The organism is Salinimicrobium terrae DSM 17865, assembly GCF_000424665.1.
Lineage (GTDB): Bacteria > Bacteroidota > Bacteroidia > Flavobacteriales > Flavobacteriaceae > Salinimicrobium > Salinimicrobium terrae.
This window is the reverse complement of sequence record NZ_AUKI01000006.1, coordinates 1-17,764: the sequence shown is the minus strand read 5'-3', so window position 1 is coordinate 17,764 and position 17,764 is coordinate 1. Positions and strand designations below refer to the sequence as shown.

The window sequence follows — 17,764 nt, the reverse complement described above, 5'->3', positions numbered from 1 at the left end:
AATTATTTAGTTAAGAATCGCCCAATTTATAAAAACATAAACCGGATGCCTAACCCGGAAATGTTAAAATACAATGAGATGCACTATGCTGATACTTGGACAGGAGAAGAGGTAAAAGGTTTAATATGAAAGAAAAGTGAGATGAAAGCTAATTGTGAGAATAAAAAGAACATCCTAATAAATTCTTAAATTATTCTGTCTTTCCTGTACCTTTGAAAAAGATGAGAACTCCCTTTATCTTTATTTTTTTTATTATTTCCGGGAATGTTTTTTCCCAATTGGGTTTTTGTCCCGGGAGTAAGGGGGTACCCATTTTTCATGAAACTTTTGGAACGGGCACAGGAACAGGAGAGGAGTTGCCGGCCGGTACCACTACTTATACTTATTTTGTAGGAGACCCCGAGGACGGGCAGTATACTATATCCAGCAACATTGGACAGGATATAGGAAGTTGGCATAAAACCCTGCCTTCAAGTACCATTTCTAACGGAAAAGCTTTAATTGTCAATGCCGATGATAATAATGCCGGAATGTTTTATGAGACAAATATTTCAGGTTTATGTGAGGCAACTACCTATGAATTTTCTGCTTTTTTGATGAATATTTATAATGGAGCGAGTACTGTCTGTCCTGGTTCCGGAATTCCTATAAATGTGCGTTTTGAAATTTGGGATGAGACAGATTCTGTCAAACTGGCCAGTGGGAGCACAGGTGACATTCAGGGCACCTCCTATCCTTTTTGGGAACAGTATGCCCTGGTCTTCCGCTCAGGGGCCGGTCAGTCTAATGTTATTCTTAGAATGTTCAATAACGGAGTTGGTGGCTGCGGAAATGATCTCGCTATTGATGATATTATTTTCCGGTCTTGCGGAGATCAAACTGAAGTTAACTTGTCAAATTCTACCGAAACTTCCCTGGATGTTTGTCCACCCGATGTTCCTGTTAGTGTAGAATTAACGGCAACACCAGATAATACTGTTTACAACAGCCATGCTTTTCAATGGCAGGAAAGTATAGATAATCAGAACTGGCAGGATATTCCAGGGGAAACAGCAACAACTTTTATCTCTTCACCTATCAGCTCAACCCGGTATTTTAGAGTAAAAGTGGCAGAAGATGCAGTAAATCTTCAGGATAATTTGTGTAGTTCGGTCTCTGAACCTTTTGCAGTATTTGTATTTGAAGAACCCGAAGCTCCCGTGAGCCTGGGGGACCTGAATATCTGTGAAGGGAATTCCATTCCACCACTGGAGGTGGTGACTAACACAGATGAGTCGGTTAGGTGGTTTGAAAGTGCTACAGATGGGGAGGAAATAGCAACAGGCAATACATTTGTTCCTTCGGAGGGAGGAACTTATTACGCCGAAGCCTTTAAAACAGGATCTACATGTGAACCTGGCCCCCGCACTCCTGTGACTTTAGAAATTTACTCTGTGCCCCAGGTGACAGATGAAGAGCTTCAGCTATGTACAGGCAGTGAGGTGCAACTCGATGCCGGGGCAGGAAACTTCAGTTATGACTGGAGTACGGGTGCTTCAAGCAGGCAAATAAATATTTCCCTGCCGGGGGATTATTTCGTGACAGTAACAAATATTAATGGTTGTAGTGCAACAAAGAGATTTGAAGTAAATACAGCTGATGTAGCAGGCATTGCCGATATACGTTCAGAAGGAAGCAGTGTGATTATTGAACCTGCTAATTCCGGTGTTTTTGAATATTCCCTGGACGGAATTAATTTCCAACAATCAAATTTTTTTACAAATGTTTCCGGAGGAGTCTACACAGCTTACGTGCGGGATTTAGAAAAATGTAATACAGTTTCTGAAGAATTTCCTCATATTGTGCTGCCGCAGTTCATTACCCCAAATAATGATGGTGTTAACGACCGATTTGAAATAAAAGGAGTTGGATATTTTAACAGCTCAGAAATTAGAATTTTTGACAGGTATGGAAAGTTATTGGCAGCCGGGAATGGAGCTGGCTTCTCCTGGAATGGGACCATAAACGGAAAAGATTCACCTGCGGGAGATTATTGGTATCACATTTTTATTGAAGGTTATGATCCCGTAAAAGGCCATTTTACCTTAAAACGCTAGTATGTTTAAATGTTGTAAAATTAATCCTCTTTCCAATTCTTTTTTGTTAGCCTGTATGATCTGTTTTTCTCTAATCATGGAAAAAGGTTATGCGCAGGAGATCATCCCAACCTACTCTGATTATTTAACAGACAATCTTTTTCTCCTGCATCCTTCCCTGGCTGGAGCTGCCATAAGAAATCAATTAAGATTAACTGCAAGGCAGCAATGGTTTGATGTTGAAAATGCACCGGGAATGCAAACCTTGACAGTTAATGGGAGGCTTGGTAACAAAGAAGGAATTGGGGCTATCCTGTTCAATGACCATAACGGAAACTTCTCAAAGTCAGGCGTATATGGGGCTTTTGCTTATTATTTGAGATTGCCTTCAGGAGATCTCGAGCTCCACAGGCTAAGTTTTGGGATAAGCGCAGGAATTATTCAGCATCGCCTGGACCAGAGCGGGTTTACCCAACCAGATCCAATACTGGGACAGGAAAATACTTCCGTGACCTATGCTAACATGGATGTGGGAATGTCTTATTTTAAAAATGATCTCTATGTTCATTTTGCTGCGAAAAACCTGCTGCCAATCCAGAGAGAACTCTTCAATTCTGATAATATAGCGGTAAACCTGCGGAGATACTTTCTTACCACGGGATACATTTTTTCGCCTTCCTATGACTGGTTTCTTGAACCTTCAGCCATGTTTCAAATTGCCGAAGCCACGCATCAAAAAGCTGTAGATGTAAATATGAAAGCCTACAGGAACTTCGAGTTCGGGCAAGTTTGGGCGGGATTGTCATACCGACAAGGTCTTGACAAAGTAGAGGAGAATATGGAGAATCTGAGATATGTCACCCCTTTTGCTGGAGTAGAATTCCGGAGTTTCTTAATTGGCTACACCTATTCCCAGCAATTCAATGAAATCGTCATGAGCAATAGCGGTTTTCATCAAATCACCCTCGGGTACAATTTTGGTGCTGCACGGGCGCGTTACGACTGCGGCTGTCCTGCTATAAATTAGTATATGAGTTTAGGTTAATCTCAAGTTAATCCCACTTTTTCATTTTTTGAACCCTCACATTATTCTTATCTTCTTATAGAATAATTTAAAAAAAGTAGAATGGAAAAGATTGTAAATTTAGTATCCGAAAGAGCGGGGATCTCGACGGAGCAGGCTCAAGTCGCTGTAGATACAATAGCAAAATTTTTAAAGGATAAAATGCCTCCTGCTATGGCAGGACAGGTGGATAATTACCTTAAAGGTAATGGAACTGGAGATGACGGCGGAATTGCCGGTGCAGCCGGAAAATTAGGCAGCGGCATGTTCGGTAAAAAATAAAGAGGAATATTGAATAAAAAATAACGCCGTTTCAGAAGTGTTCTGGAACGGCGCTTTTATCTTCTGAAACAGTTTTTTAATCAAACCAGTTCTCTACCTCTTCCAGCTGCAGGGCAGCTACAGGTAGTTTGTTCTTTTTACGTAGACCGTTCAGTTTTTGATGAACCTGAGTCGGCTTCTGTTCTTTTAGTTTAGCTACCGTTCCATATTCGTGCATTACAGTATCTACCCACTCTTGTGGTACTCCCATTTTAATAAAATCTTCAGGTTTTGGAGTGGCAGCTTTCTTTTCCGGCTTCATTTGCGGGAAGAACAGCACTTCCTGAATGGATTTCTTATTTGTCAGGAACATGATCAAACGGTCCATCCCAATTCCAAGACCGGAAGTTGGGGGCATTCCGTATTCAAGAGCACGTAAGAAGTCATTGTCAATGAACATGGCCTCATCATCCCCTTTTTCAGACAGTTCCAACTGATCTTCAAAACGATTTCGCTGGTCAATAGGATCATTAAGTTCAGAATAGGCATTAGCCACCTCTTTTCCGCAGATCATCAACTCAAATCTTTCAGTCAACTCCGGGTTTTCACGATGTTCTTTACACAGCGGACTCATCTCCTTAGGATAATCTGTGATATATGTTGGCTGAATAAATTTGCCTTCACATTTCTCGCCAAAGATCTCGTCTATAAGTTTTCCTTTACCCATAGTTTCGTCCACTTCAATGCCCATGCCTTTTGCAGCCTCAAATAGTTCATTTTCAGACTTACCTGTAATGTCAAAGCCGGTGAACTTCTTAATGGCGTCGGTCATTGTAACTCTTGCATACGGAGCTTTAAAATCTATTTCATGCGTACCATAAGTTGCCTTAGTAGTTCCATTTACAGCCATGGCGCAATATTCCAGTAACTGCTCCACAAATTCCATCATCCAGTTGTAGTCCTTATAGGCTACATAAATCTCCATAACGGTGAATTCCGGGTTGTGCGTCCTGTCCATGCCTTCATTTCTGAAGTTTTTAGAAAATTCGTACACCCCGTCAAAACCACCTACAATAAGTCTTTTTAGATACAGCTCATTCGCGATCCTCAGGTAAAGCGGAATATCAAGTGCGTTGTGATGCGTAATGAACGGCCTTGCGGCTGCTCCCCCGGGAATGGATTGTAAGATGGGAGTTTCAACTTCGAAATAACCTTTGTCATTGAAGAAGTTCCGCATTGCATTGAACAGCTTTGTTCTCTTGACAAAGGTTTCTTTGACCTTTGGATTCACCACCAGGTCTGCATAGCGTTGACGGTATCTTAATTCAGGGTCATTGAACTCGTCAAAAACATGTCCTTCCTTGTCAGTTTTGGGTAGGGGAAGTGGTCGTAAAGATTTGCTCAATAAAGTGAAATTTTTCACCATTACCGTCTTTTCTCCAACCTGTGTTTTGAAAAGTTCTCCTTCAATTCCTATAAAATCTCCAATATCAAGGAGTTTTTTATAAATGTCGTTATACTTGCTTTTATCGTCTCCGGGACAGATCTCATCGCGGTTAAAATACACCTGAATTCTCCCGGTGGAATCCTGAATTTCAGCAAAAGAAGCTTTTCCCTGTATTCTTCTGGACATTAACCTTCCGGCAATCACCACCTTCTTCTGCTCTTCGAATTCAGCTTTAATGCCTGCTGCCGTATTATCGACGGGATAAAGCGCCGCGGGATATGGATCTATATTAAGTTTTCGAAGAGAATCAAGTTTTTCCCTGCGAATAATTTCCTGTTCAGATAAATGCATTGTTTTTATTTCAAATTTCGACTGGCAAAGATACAGACTAATGGACTACCAATCAATTGTTTTTTGTGAGGAGAGGCGGATCCCATATTGCCGCAAAATTTGATATCTTTGTATTCTTATGAGTGTTTGGAGAGTAATATTATCTGTTCTTTTTCCACCCCTGGCAGTAATTGACAGAGGCTGTGGATCTATTCTAATAGTTTTAATTCTTACCCTTCTGGGATGGATTCCCGGTGTGATCGCAGCTTTGATCATTTTAAATAATAACAAGCGATAGTTTTTGAGGTAAATCAATCTCATTTCTCTCACCTCATATCTCAATACCATTTAGATTTGAACAAAAACATAAATTTTCAGGAACTGGGGCTGCGGGATTATAAAGATACCTGGGAGTATCAGGAACAGCTTTTTAAAGAGATCCTTGATCAAAAGATCAGAAATCGACGGGAAGCAACTGAAGTGCCAACAAAAAATCATTTTTTACTTGTAGAACATCCACATGTTTACACCCTTGGAAAAAGCGGAGATATCTCTCATCTTTTAATCAATGAGGAGCAGCTGAAGCAAAAGAATGCTACTTTTTACAAGATCAACAGGGGAGGGGATATAACGTATCATGGCCCCGGCCAGGTTGTAGGTTATCCTATTCTTGATCTTGAAAATTTTTTTTCAGACATTCATAAATACCTCAGGCTTTTAGAAGAAACGATCATTCTTACCTTAAAAGAGTATGGCGTTGAGGCGGGACGCAGTGAAGGAGAAACAGGAGTCTGGCTTGATATTGATACTCCCTTTGCAAGAAAGATATGTGCCATGGGCGTTCGCGCCAGTCGCTGGGTCACCATGCATGGTTTTGCTTTTAATGTCAATGCAGATCTCGGCTATTTCGACAACATCATCCCCTGCGGTATTAAAGGCAAGGCAGTTACTTCTTTAAATGTGGAGCTTGGAGTCAAGCAAGTTTCTGAAGATGAGGTCAAGCAAAAATTAAAGAAGCATTTTTCTGCCCTTTTTGAAGCGGAATTGGTGTAGAATTTAAAATTCAAAACTTGAATATTACTTGTTTTTAACCCATTGACTCTGGCCCTTTTGGCAATGCGTTTTTTATTCCGCGATTGATTTACTGCCAACTTCTGATCACTGATCATTGCACTTCATAAACCAACACTTCATCATCTCCTCCCTGCACTACCAGTTCCAGTGCGGCATCACCATCGGCATTAGAAAGATCGATAAGAGAATTTCCATATACAGGGAATCCCTCAATTAAGGAGGCATTGCTGTCAAAAAGATAGACTTTTTTAGCCTGAAGATCAGTGACTGAGACGTAGATTTTATTATTTATGTAAAAGATCTGAGATTCGCTGTATAATCCAAAGTCGAGAGTGACAGGGCTTCCTCCAATGCTCAGTTCATTTTCCGATAAGGTAACCAGAGTTTTGGCTGTTGCTGTGATGTGGGTGATTTCAGCTAAACCAAGATCTTCCTTTTTAATATTACCATCTTCATTGATCTTGACGATTTGTCCTGAAGTGTTAGTAGAGACAAAATTACCATTGTACTCATACCATTCATTTTCGGAAAAATTGAGGTTTTCCTTAACCGGCACCCGAATCTTTCCGGTACGACTAAGAATATTCAGTTGACCTGACCTTTCCGGCGCCAGGATGTAATCTTTGCGACCAATCCTTATATGTTTTGGAGCTTGCGTGATTTCTGAAGCTGCCCGGGAGAATGTAAAACCTCTTACACTTTTCCCTTTTCGATCGTACATCAACAGTTCCCGGCCCTGGGAGATCACAAACCTGTAATCGCGCTTATTGTCATAGTCAAAAATGGCAAGCGGCTGAGTTATTTCGTCCCGGAACTTCAAAGGAAACGGTCTGACAGCATTACCGTCACGATCAATTACATGCAGCGCTTTTTGAGTGGCAAAGGCCAATTGATACCTTCCGTTCCGGAGGATATCAACCGTTTGAACCTCTCCTAAAATGCGGGAATCCATGTCTTTTTTCCAGTAGATCTCACCATCGGCAGAAATTAGATACAGAGTATTTTGAACATCCTGGACTGCGATATCCATTCCGTTAGTACGATGATTTCTGAAGAAAACCGGCCGGGAATCCAGTGCGGCGCCAAGTTTTATACTGGCAACCCTGGAAGTGGGTTTTTCAGTTTTTAATGCAGCACTTTTTGCGAGAATACTGTGCACATGCGCAAAATTATCCTGATAAATATACTGGATTGCAGTAATGGGGAAGTTGGTATAATCCAAATCGGCTGACTTACCTTTTTCATTTGTCTGACTGTTCTTTACTATCAACAGGGATGCTTCTGAACTAAGGCTTTCTGAAGAAGTTTTATAGGCTTCAGTATTGGCCAGAACCAGTTCATCCTGAACAGCTGCAATAACTTCTTTTAATGCTTCGGAAGTTCTTGCAAACAATATATGGTTATTCAAAAGTGTAAAAAAATGTAGCTCTTGCGGATTCAGAAGCGGCTGGAAGATTTCCTGAAAACCATTTGGATTAGGAAATTCAAAAATGGCCTTTCCGCGGTATTCTTCAGTCTGTTGAAGCTCAAAATTGAAGGCGTTGCGAGCACTATCTGGTTCTTTAGTATTAACGACAAGCACAGGACCCTGAGAAAGTTCAATGATTCCGGCTTCATTGGCCAATTGGAGCAGGGAAAATTCAGTAGAAAATTCCGTTTCAGGTTGATGACCTCTCAAAAGAGCTAAATTCTGATTCAGTTTTTCAAAATCTTTAAAAGAAACCGAAATGAACTCTTTGCCGGTGACAGGAGTGATATTTGCGAGAGTATTTTTTGAGATTCCTACTTCTTTAAAGACATTTATTAAGCGAGGAACAGTATCTGAGGCAATGGTAATTCCATTGAGTTGAATGTCATCCTGGGAGATATCTGTGTCGACCACGGTCCATTCGCTAAACGCTGCGAATTGGGGAGGAAATACTTCTTCGAAGAAGGGAGCTGCCTTTTTGGAGTGGAAAAATAAGGATGTTTTTTTAGGGGAGGCAGCTTTAAAGGCCGTTTGAAGATCGGGGTCTGGATTTAAATTACCTTTAGCAGTCTCCTGCAGTAATTTCAGTGAATTGCTTAGAAAACTTATGCTATCGATATTTGTTGAATAAGCTATTTCGCCTTCCAGCGTATATCTTTTTATTTCCAGGTCATCTGAGTTCATCGTCTCTACCTGCCGGTTGGGAATGGAGTCCAGAGCTTGGGGTATAAGTTCATCCCTGCTAATAAAAAGGAAATCAATAGATCCTTCTCCCTTAGGATTAAGGACCAGAAGCGCTTCTTTTTTGTGGGGGAAAAATTGCAGTATGTCAAGACCTTTTTTGATCTCCATATATAAGGAGTGCTGTGAATTCAGTTTTAGAAAATCGTTATTCTGAAGATTATTGAAGAACAGGTCGGGATTTTCCATTTGTAGGATTACAGCCGGTTCATGGGGTAGAAAATCTGTAAGTGCTCCCGTGGTAGGACGGTCATCTGCACAGGAAATGAAAAGTGAGAGGAGGCAAATGGTCAGAATCTTCTTCATGGAAGGTGGATTGTTAAGGATCTTTAGAGGGAGAGCTCCAGTTGGTCGGGCAGGAGCTTAAAGCTTTTACGATGGTACTTTGTTATTCCATATTCTTTTATAGCTTCCCTATGTTCCACAGTAGGGTATCCTTTGTTTTGTTTCCAGTTGTACATGGGATATTCCTCGTGGATCCTCATCATAAACTCATCCCTGTAAGTTTTTGCCAGGATGGAGGCTGCAGCAATACTCAGAAATTTTCCGTCTCCTTTTATTATACATTCGTGTGGTACTTTCCTGTAGTTCTTAAATTTGTTACCATCAACAATAATGAATTCGGGGACAGGATTGAGATTGTCAATACATTTGTGCATGGCCAGGATGGAAGCATTTAAAATGTTGATCTCATCAATCTCCTCCATATATATATGGTGTACCGTATAACAAAGCGCTTTTTGTTCAATAATTTTTCTCAAACTGCTCCTGTTCACTTCTGTGAGTTTTTTCGAGTCATTAATGAGTTTATTCCGGAATCTTGGGGGCAGGATCACTGCTGCTGCAGTGACGGGTCCCGCCAGGCAACCTCTTCCGGCTTCATCTGTGCCGCATTCCAGAGGGGATTTTGAAAAGCGTTTTGCTAACATATTGTTAAAGGAGTGTAGGATATTATTTCGCTCATGCCCAAAAATCCAGGACAGGATGGACAAAAGTAGAAAATAAGTGGAGCCTTTGAAAATAAGGACCTAAGAAAAGTTGTACATAATTATACATCTTAATAGTTTGTGTTTAATTATATCTAAAAGTTAACCGCTTAAAGAGCTTACATATTGATTTAGCTTCATTTTGTATTAAGATGATTGAAATCAGTGTTCATGATCAATGAATTTCTTAATCAATTAACAGATAATATTTTCGCATTGTCTTGTTTTATTAAGATTTTATTATCATTTTTGGCCTTGGCTAATTCAAATAAATTATAAAATGAAAAAAAGATTAAGTGGAATTCTAACGCTTTTACTAGTGTTAGTCGCGCAAATTTCGTTTGCACAAGACAGGATTGTAACGGGTACTGTGACGGATGCCCAGGGTATGCCCCTACCAGGCGTGAATATTGTAATTGAGGAAAGAAATTCTGATGGTAACGCCATTACTACGGGAGGAACTCAGACTGATTTTGATGGTCGCTACTCCATTGAGGTTTCTAGTGGCAGTAGTTTAGTATTCAGTTACATTGGTTTTGACACTAAGAAAGAAGTAGTTGAAGACCAATCTGTAATCAATGTAACCATGGTTGTGGATGCGGCGCAATTAGAGGAAGTTGTCGTAACTGGTGTAGCAGGGGCTACCAGCAGGAAGAAATTATCTGTAACAGTAGGTAAAGTGGATGCTGAAGATCTTGAAAACATTCCCAGCACTTCTGCTGCCAGCGCGCTGCAAGGTAAGGTTGCGGGTGTAAATATCACCAACTTTGGACAGCCTGGTTCTGGGGCAACTATTCAGCTTCGGGGGGCTACTAACCTATTTGGAGGACAGGAGCCATTGATCCTGGTCGATGGTATAATTGTAGAAGGTGGTATTAATGATATCAATACTGACGATATTGCATCTTTCGAAATCGTGAAAGGAGCTTCTGCATCTGCATTATATGGATCTCGTGCCGGTAATGGTGTTATCGTAATCACTACTAAAAGAGGAAAGTATAGTCAGGATGGTCCCCAGGTTACTTTAAGAAATGATTTGGGTATTTCTGAACTTTCAAATAAAATTGAATTAAGTAATTCTCATTATTATGAGCTTGCAGATGATTATGAGTCTGTTTTAGGATCTTATACTAAATATGCAGGTGTAGATTATGCAGCAGATTACCCTGGATATGGGTTTGTTGGACTTTCCGGAGCAAGGATTACCTCTGAAGATCATTATCAGGATAATCCTTTTGGAGTACTTTATGATAATCAGGATAGATTTTTTGGTAAGGGTATTGATAATACAACTTATGTCTCAGTTTCTAATGCGTCCGAGTTTACTAACCTTTTCTTCTCTGCGGACAGAACTGAGAATGAAGGTATTTTCGTGGAGACCGGTGGTTATAAGAGATATTCTGCCAGATTAAATGGAGATTTCAGAATTAATGATTGGTTGAAATTAAGTACTAACAATAACTATATTAGAACTAACAATGAAACTCCCGGAGGTACTACTGATGGGGTATTATTCAATTTGGCACTTATAAATCCGGATGTAGATCTTACAGCAGAAAATCCTGATGGACAGCCATATTATTTTTTACCCGATCCATGGAATTCAACTACCACTAACCCATTGTATCCTTTGGCTACCAATAGAGAAAAGGCTACCAGGAACAGATTTTTAGGATCGTACAACCTGAATATAAAATTTGCAGATCCATTAAATCTTGATCTTGAATATGCTGTAGAAAGTACTACATGGAATAATGATGATTATAATCCATATACTGCTTTCCAGACAGGCGGTCTTTTGAATGGAGTAGATTATCAATTCAGTTACTCTAAAGGAGATTTCTCCAAAGAAAGTAGTTATACGCTATCTCAAAAAGCTCAGGCCACTTTGAATTATATTGAGACCTTTGGAGAACTAAATGTGGCGGGTAAATTAAGTTATTTATTAGAAGACAACCACTACGAGTATTTCTATGGTTTTGGGCAGGATTTTATTTATCCTGGGGTTATATCATTAGATAACTTTAAATCAGAAACAACGACTACTGGATCAAGTTTAACGGATGAAAGGGCTCATAATGCCTTTGTGATCCTTGGACTTGATTACATGGACCGATATATTTTAGATGCTATGTATCGTATGGATGGTTCTTCGTTGTTTGGAGATAATTACAGATGGAATGATTACTACAGAGTATCTGGTGCATACCGTATTTCGCAGGACTTCGATTTGCCGGGAATTACGGAATGGAAAGTACACGCTGCTTTAGGTACTGCAGGACAAAGACCGGGATTTAACTGGCAGTATGATGCTATAGGACTTACTACAGGTGCTCTTGCCACAGATCGTATAAAGGCAAATCCTGATTTAAGACCTTCAACAACAACTGAACTTGAATTTGGTACGAATATTGAGTTTCTTAACCGATTTACTTTTGAAGGTGTTTATGCAAAAGCAAGGACTGAAGATCAGTTTTTATTAGTAGATATTTTTGCTCCGGTTAATCTTGGTGCAAACAGGCAGTATCAGAATGTTGGAACGGTTGAATTTAATACGCTTGAGCTTAGTCTTACCTCTGCTGTGTTAGAAAGAGATGATTTGAGATGGGATTTAGGAGTTCGTTTTAGTGCTACTGAAAATGAGATTACCGAATTAAATGTTAATCCAATTACAGTAGGTCCTGGAGGTGTAAATAGTCCCGGTGAAATTTTTAGGATTAAGGAAGGTGAAGAATTTGGAGCCATGTATGGGTACCAGTTCGTAAGAAGCTTAGATCAAATGGCTCAACAACTTCCTGAAGGAGAATCTATTGACGATTATGTAATCAACTCTGATGGTTTCGTTATTCCTGCTGGAACTGAAGGCACGGTTGATGAAGCGCCACAGATTCTCTTAGGAGAGGATGGAACCCGCCTTTATGGTAAAATAGGTTCTCAAACTGCAGATTTTAATATGGGCTTCACTTCAAACCTTGGTTATAAAGGATTTAATTTTTATATGCTATGGGACTGGAAAGAAGGTGGAGACATTTATAACAGACAAGGCCAGTGGTTAACAAGAGATAGTAGAAATGCGATGATGGATATGGCGGGAGTGCCTGAAGACCAAAAGAAAACTTATGATTATTACCAGGCTCTTTATGATGTGAATCAGGAAAACAAATTCTGGGTAGAAGATGGTTCTTATGTGAAGTTAAGAGAGGCATCTGTATTTTATACCTTTGGAAAAGAGCAACTTTCGATGGTCGCCGACGGATTTTTTGACTCACTTCGTGTGGGTGTGACCGGAAGAAATTTGTTAACTTTTACTGATTATTCAGGATGGGATCCTGAGGTTCAGAGATATGATCCTGTAACTCAGAACTACTATGCAATTGACTATGGTGTATATCCAGTGTCGAGATCTTATACGTTCTCAGCACAAATTAAATTTTAAAAAAAAATATCATGACAAACTTAAGAATTACCTTACTGGCGGTTTTTACCGTTATGTTTTACTCGTGTTCCGACTTTGAAACAGATCTTGAAGTTGAAAATCTTGAGCAGCCATCCAGTGCACAGATCGGTATTCAATCTACCGCGGACGTATTATTTCAAAACTGGTACCAAACTGCAAACCATGTAAACGGACCGGCTATAGCTTTTGCTACTATGGCAGATGCGTTTTCTATGTCCTGGGGTAACTTTGCTGCGAGAGATGTATCTTCGGAGCCAAGAACAGCCTGGAATAATAGTGCTACCTATGGTAACGCAGCTGTTACAGAAACCTATTTTAATTCCATGCACGCTATTTTGGCTGATGCCAATGCAATCATGATTGGTATAGAAGGTGAAGGTGTGTTTGATAATGAAGATAAGTATGAGTCATTAGCTCGTTTTGGACAGGGAGCAAGTTTGGGTTATTTAGCTCTTGTTTTTGACAGGGTTTTTGCATCTGACGAAACCGGAACTCTTAATGAAGGGGAGCCACTTGGTTATGAAGAGGCTACTCTTTTGGCTCTTGAAAAATTAGATCTGGCCATTGCAGCTGCGGATAGGGGAACTTTCGATATGGATATGCAGGTTAATGGAATGAATTTGAATAATGAGGAATGGAGCCAGTTTTTAAATTCCTTTGCAGCCAGGATTTATGTAAACAGTGCAAGAAATGTTGAAGAAAGACAGAATCTTGACTGGCAAAGAGTATTAGATTATGCACAGAATGGGCAAAACTATGATCTTTTAGTATTAAGTGATGGTGGACAAACCTGGTATAATTACTGGGCCTATGTGGTAACCTGGTTTGGATGGCCAATGGTAGATCTAAGAGTTATTAATTTAATGGATGAAGATTATCCAGATTATTGGCCTGAAGGTGTGACGACCTTACCACCAGCTGAAAGTGAGGATGCCCGTCTTGAAATGGACTTTGAATATGTGTCTGCACCATGGTTCCGTCCTGAAAGAGGTACGTATCACTTTAGTACATATCGTTATAGTAGATATGACGAATATGATTCATCTGGACTTACCACAGCAATACCTGAATTGCTTGAGGCTGAAAATAATTTATACTTAGCTGAAGCTTATCTTTATTTGGGTATGCTTCAGGAGGCTGCAGATGTGATTAATTCTGGTACAAGAGTTGTTAGAGGGGATTTACCGCCAGTAGCTGTTGATGCTGATGCTATTGCAGATGCTATTTTCTATGAAAGACATATTGAACTTTTGTCTGGACCAATGGGATTGCGATATTTTGAAATGAGGGCTCATAATCTTCTTCAGGAAGGAACTCCTAAACATTTCCCTATTCCTGGTGCTGCACTCAATGCTGCAGGTATTCCAATCTATACTTTTGGGGCCGGTCAGGGAGAAGCTGGAGTTGATTATTCTGACGGAGGTTGGAGATAAATTTATAAATTCTTTAATTTACTTTATTGAAAAAGCTGTCTCATTAATTCGAGGCAGCTTTTTCTATATTACAGCCCCAGACAGACCCGGTTAACCGTGTGTCTACCTAATTTTTTTTGTAGTATTAAGCGAATAAAGGATTTATGAGCTAGAAATTGGAAATACTACGAGTAGAGGTTTTATATCCAGCCATGAAGCATTAAAATGGCTTTAAATAGGAGGTGCTTTGTTATATAAAAAAGTCAAATTTTTATGTATGGCCAATGGATAATTGATGAATTATAATATTTGGGAAACTAAAACTAAAAAGTGATTTTAGTTCAAAGTCCAAAATCCCAGACTGCCCTTGGTAAGAGGTGGCTTCTTTAAGGTAGAAGTAAGAAGATTGTAGAGGCAATCTAGTTTTTTGAACAACAAAATTACCAGAAAACTTTTTTCCAGTTGGTTCTTCTAGGTTTTCGCTTTACTCTTTTTCTAATCTTTCCCACAATAGTTCTATTTTTGTTTTTTTGGATGGAATTATGAAATACTTTCTATTTTTAATATTCTTTATAATTACTACATTTGAGGGGTTTAGTCAAGTGGAGAGGAACCGTGGCCAGCTTAACAGAGATTCTGGCACGAATTTTAGTTCTGTGGAGGATGAGGAAGTTGAAAAAGCGCCAATTTCACTTTATAAAATAGTTTCTGTAGAAAACGATACCACTATAGTTGATACTACTCTTAATATTTACAAAGATTATCGATTCAATTACCTTAGAAGAGACAATTTCGGTTTACTGCCGTTTTCCAATGTTGGTAGAACCTATAACAACCTTACCTATGATTTTCTGAAAGAGCAGTATGTAATGCCTCAATTTGGAGCCAGGGCACGACATTATAACTTCATGGAAGTAGAGGATATATTTTATTATAATGTTCCCACCCCATTCACAGAACTATTTTATAAAACTGTATTTGAACAGGGGCAGGCAGTTGATGCGCTCTTTACGATCAATACTTCCCCTAATTTCAATTTTTCAGTGGCTTACAAAGGTCTTCGGTCTTTGGGCCGGTACCAACATATGCTTACCAGTTCAGGAAATTTTCGAACTACCGTAGGTTATAATTCTCCTAATGACAGGTACCGACTTCAGTCTCATTTTGTCTCCCAGGATCTTCTCAATGAAGAAAACGGCGGACTTACTGGATCTTCTCTTGAGCAATACATAGCTAAAAATCCCGAATTTGAGGATCGGTCGCGCCTTGATGTGAATTTTGAGGACTCGCAGTCTACTTTGCATGGGAAAAGATTTTTTCTCGATCATTCTTATGCTCTTTATAAACGGGAAGATTCTTTGGTGAAGAAGGATCTCTCTATTGGTCACAGATTAAATCATACTTATAAAAAATATAATTATAGTCAGGCAAGTGCCAATGAACTCTTTGGACCCTCCTTTGAAGAAGTGAGTATAAGAGATGAAACCAGGCTTACTTCTACTTCCAATGAAGTCTATGTGGGGTTTACAGCCGGTAATCTTGCACAGATTGTAGCCCGGGGGAAACACACTCATTATAATTATGGGTATAATACAGTGCTGGATCTAAAAGATGGATTCATAGTGAACCGGTTGCAGGGAGATATAATCTCGGCGGGAGGGGATTACACAGGAACGTTAGGCGGGTTTCAGTTCAAAGCGGAAGGTATGATTAATTTAATCGGGGATTTTAAAGGTTATGATCTGGGCGCCAAACTTGCTTACTTACTTTCTGAAGATATTTTAATTGCGGCCACGGCCAATATTAATGACAGGGCTCCCAATTACAATTTCCTTCTTTATCAAAGTGACTACATAAATTATAACTGGCAGACCTCTTTTTCGAACGAAAGCAGGCAGTCTTTGGGTTTTAAACTATTGGCTCCTCAGCTGTTGAATGTCAATTTAGAGTTTTCCACGATAAATGATATGTCTTACTTTGGGCTTGATGAATTGGGTACTCTTCGGCCTTTTCAGCACGACGAACAGGTGAGTTATTTTAAATTAAGGGGAGAAAGGGAATTTATTATTGGAAAATTCGCCTTAAACAATACTATTCTCTATCAATCGGTATTGGATGGAGGACAGGTTCTAAATGTGCCAGATCTTGTGACCAGGAATACTTTGTATTACAGGGACCACTGGTTCCAGCGAGCACTTTATCTTCAAACCGGTTTCACATTAAATTACTTCACAGATTATTATATGAACGGCTATGATCCTGTTCTGGCAGAATTTTATGTGCAGAATGAGCTGGAGTTTGAAGGTTTTCCAACTGTAGATTTCTTCTTTAACGGAAAAATCAGGCAGGCTCGCATCTTTTTCAAACTTGAACATTTGAACAGTTTGATCCAGGGGAATAATAATTTTTCTGCGCCTTTATATCCTTATCGTGATTTTGGTGTAAGATTCGGATTGGTTTGGAATATGTTTATGTAGTATTTTTTGGGCGTTCCCCTGCCTTCGCTGCCGCGTAGTGGGGTCGGGCTATACGCTTCAATCTTTTTGCTCATACTTCACAAAAAGGATTTCCGCTGCTATCCCTAACGCAGGTTGAAGAAAAATCCCTTCTCAAAAATGTCATTTTCAGCGCCTTAGTTTTTGGGGTGATAGAAATGTCAATAAAACCTTAAAAAAGTTTTGTTGAAGACTTGTGGGATTGGAATTCGGTTGTATATTTGCAGCCGCTTTGAGAGCGAGGTACAGGAGTAGGGGAAGCAATAGCTAAACCAAGGTGCAGCAAGACTTCAAAGCAAAAAAGTTCTCTGAAAGATTTTTGAATTTTGGCTTGGATTGTAAAGGGAATTGATTTTATCTTTGCATCCGCTTTTAGAAGTAGCCTTTGGGTGTTTTTAAAGTTAGAAGTTCTGAGAAAAAGTTTTTGAAGTTAAGGTATAAAGGTTGTAAGTTTGCATCCGCTTTTGCGACAAAACATTTCCGGTTTGAATTTTTAAAGCTGAGAAAAAAATAATTTTTTTTCTTGCGAGGTTCGAAAAAGGTTGTACATTTGCAGCCGCTTAGAACACGAGCAAAGTTCACAAAAACATACTGAAATAGAAATCCCGGGACGGGTATAATAGAAAAGGTTCAACTCCTTTTATTTCAACTAGAGATCTTCTGAAGAACGGAATTTTTCTCCTCTTATTAAGGGGAGATGTCCGCAGGACAGAGGGGTGTTCATTGACATATTGAATTGACAGCGCGTATGTTGCTTTAATTAGTAACAAATGCAAATAAGAATTAAGACTAGAAGAACGTTTTGAGCTTTGATCCCCGATAGCTATCGGGGTGAAGAAGAGGAATTCCTTTAGTAGTTGTTAAAGTATATAAGATTTAACGATGAAGAGTTTGATCCTGGCTCAGGATGAACGCTAGCGGCAGGCTTAACACATGCAAGTCGAGGGGCAGCACG

The 17,764-nt window shown here is 39.6% G+C and carries 11 protein-coding genes and 1 rRNA gene; 9 read left to right on the top strand and 3 right to left on the bottom strand.

Annotation, left to right across the window (positions count from 1 at the left end):
* Positions 1 to 221: 221 nt before the first annotated feature.
* From H148_RS0102325 to H148_RS0102315, 3 genes are all read left to right on the top strand, one after another.
* Positions 222 to 2,096 carry a T9SS type B sorting domain-containing protein gene (locus tag H148_RS0102325; protein WP_029033359.1) on the top strand — a complete coding sequence of 625 codons (1,875 nt, stop codon included), beginning with the start codon at positions 222 to 224 and terminating at the stop codon, positions 2,094 to 2,096.
* Position 2,097: 1 nt separating this feature from the next.
* On the top strand, positions 2,098 to 3,102 hold the full coding sequence (locus tag H148_RS0102320) for a PorP/SprF family type IX secretion system membrane protein (RefSeq protein WP_281169089.1): 1,005 nt from the start codon (positions 2,098 to 2,100) through the stop codon (positions 3,100 to 3,102).
* Positions 3,103 to 3,201: 99 nt separating this feature from the next.
* Positions 3,202 to 3,420: a hypothetical protein gene (locus H148_RS0102315; protein ID WP_029033357.1), complete on the top strand. Its 219-nt coding sequence runs from the start codon at positions 3,202 to 3,204 to the stop codon at positions 3,418 to 3,420.
* Positions 3,421 to 3,496: 76 nt separating this feature from the next.
* Here the strand turns inward: H148_RS0102315 and lysS are convergent, their stop codons facing one another.
* On the bottom strand, positions 3,497 to 5,197 hold the full coding sequence (gene lysS, locus H148_RS0102310) for a lysine--tRNA ligase (RefSeq protein WP_029033356.1): 1,701 nt from the start codon (positions 5,195 to 5,197) through the stop codon (positions 3,497 to 3,499).
* A 118-nt stretch (positions 5,198 to 5,315) separates the two neighbouring features.
* Here lysS and H148_RS18445 point away from each other — a divergent pair, with 118 nt between their 5' ends.
* The gene (locus H148_RS18445; RefSeq protein ID WP_083961546.1) at positions 5,316 to 5,474 is read left to right on the top strand and encodes a YqaE/Pmp3 family membrane protein; all 159 of its coding nucleotides are present in this window, start codon (positions 5,316 to 5,318) and stop codon (positions 5,472 to 5,474) included.
* A 56-nt stretch (positions 5,475 to 5,530) separates the two neighbouring features.
* On the top strand, positions 5,531 to 6,229 hold the full coding sequence (lipB, locus tag H148_RS0102300; RefSeq protein ID WP_029033355.1) for a lipoyl(octanoyl) transferase LipB: 699 nt from the start codon (positions 5,531 to 5,533) through the stop codon (positions 6,227 to 6,229).
* A 112-nt stretch (positions 6,230 to 6,341) separates the two neighbouring features.
* Here lipB and H148_RS0102295 read toward each other — a convergent pair whose 3' ends face one another.
* Both H148_RS0102295 and H148_RS0102290 read right to left on the bottom strand, forming a co-directional pair.
* Positions 6,342 to 8,765: a DUF3352 domain-containing protein gene (locus tag H148_RS0102295; protein ID WP_029033354.1), complete on the bottom strand. Its 2,424-nt coding sequence runs from the start codon at positions 8,763 to 8,765 to the stop codon at positions 6,342 to 6,344.
* 23 nt (positions 8,766 to 8,788) lie between these two features.
* Positions 8,789 to 9,388 (bottom strand): ribonuclease HII, encoded by a 600-nt coding sequence (locus H148_RS0102290; protein ID WP_029033353.1) that lies wholly within the window; start codon positions 9,386 to 9,388, stop codon positions 8,789 to 8,791.
* 337 nt (positions 9,389 to 9,725) lie between these two features.
* Here H148_RS0102290 and H148_RS0102285 point away from each other — a divergent pair, with 337 nt between their 5' ends.
* The 4 genes from H148_RS0102285 to H148_RS0102270 all read left to right on the top strand — a co-directional run.
* Positions 9,726 to 12,881: a SusC/RagA family TonB-linked outer membrane protein gene (locus H148_RS0102285; protein ID WP_029033352.1), complete on the top strand. Its 3,156-nt coding sequence runs from the start codon at positions 9,726 to 9,728 to the stop codon at positions 12,879 to 12,881.
* An 11-nt stretch (positions 12,882 to 12,892) separates the two neighbouring features.
* A complete protein-coding gene (locus tag H148_RS0102280) occupies positions 12,893 to 14,335 on the top strand; it encodes a RagB/SusD family nutrient uptake outer membrane protein (protein WP_029033351.1) in 1,443 nt (480 codons plus the stop codon).
* 521 nt (positions 14,336 to 14,856) lie between these two features.
* Positions 14,857 to 16,791 carry a putative porin gene (locus H148_RS0102275; protein WP_029033350.1) on the top strand — a complete coding sequence of 645 codons (1,935 nt, stop codon included), beginning with the start codon at positions 14,857 to 14,859 and terminating at the stop codon, positions 16,789 to 16,791.
* A gap of 897 nt (positions 16,792 to 17,688) precedes the next feature.
* A 16S ribosomal RNA gene (locus H148_RS0102270) occupies positions 17,689 to 17,764 on the top strand; the annotation flags it as partial.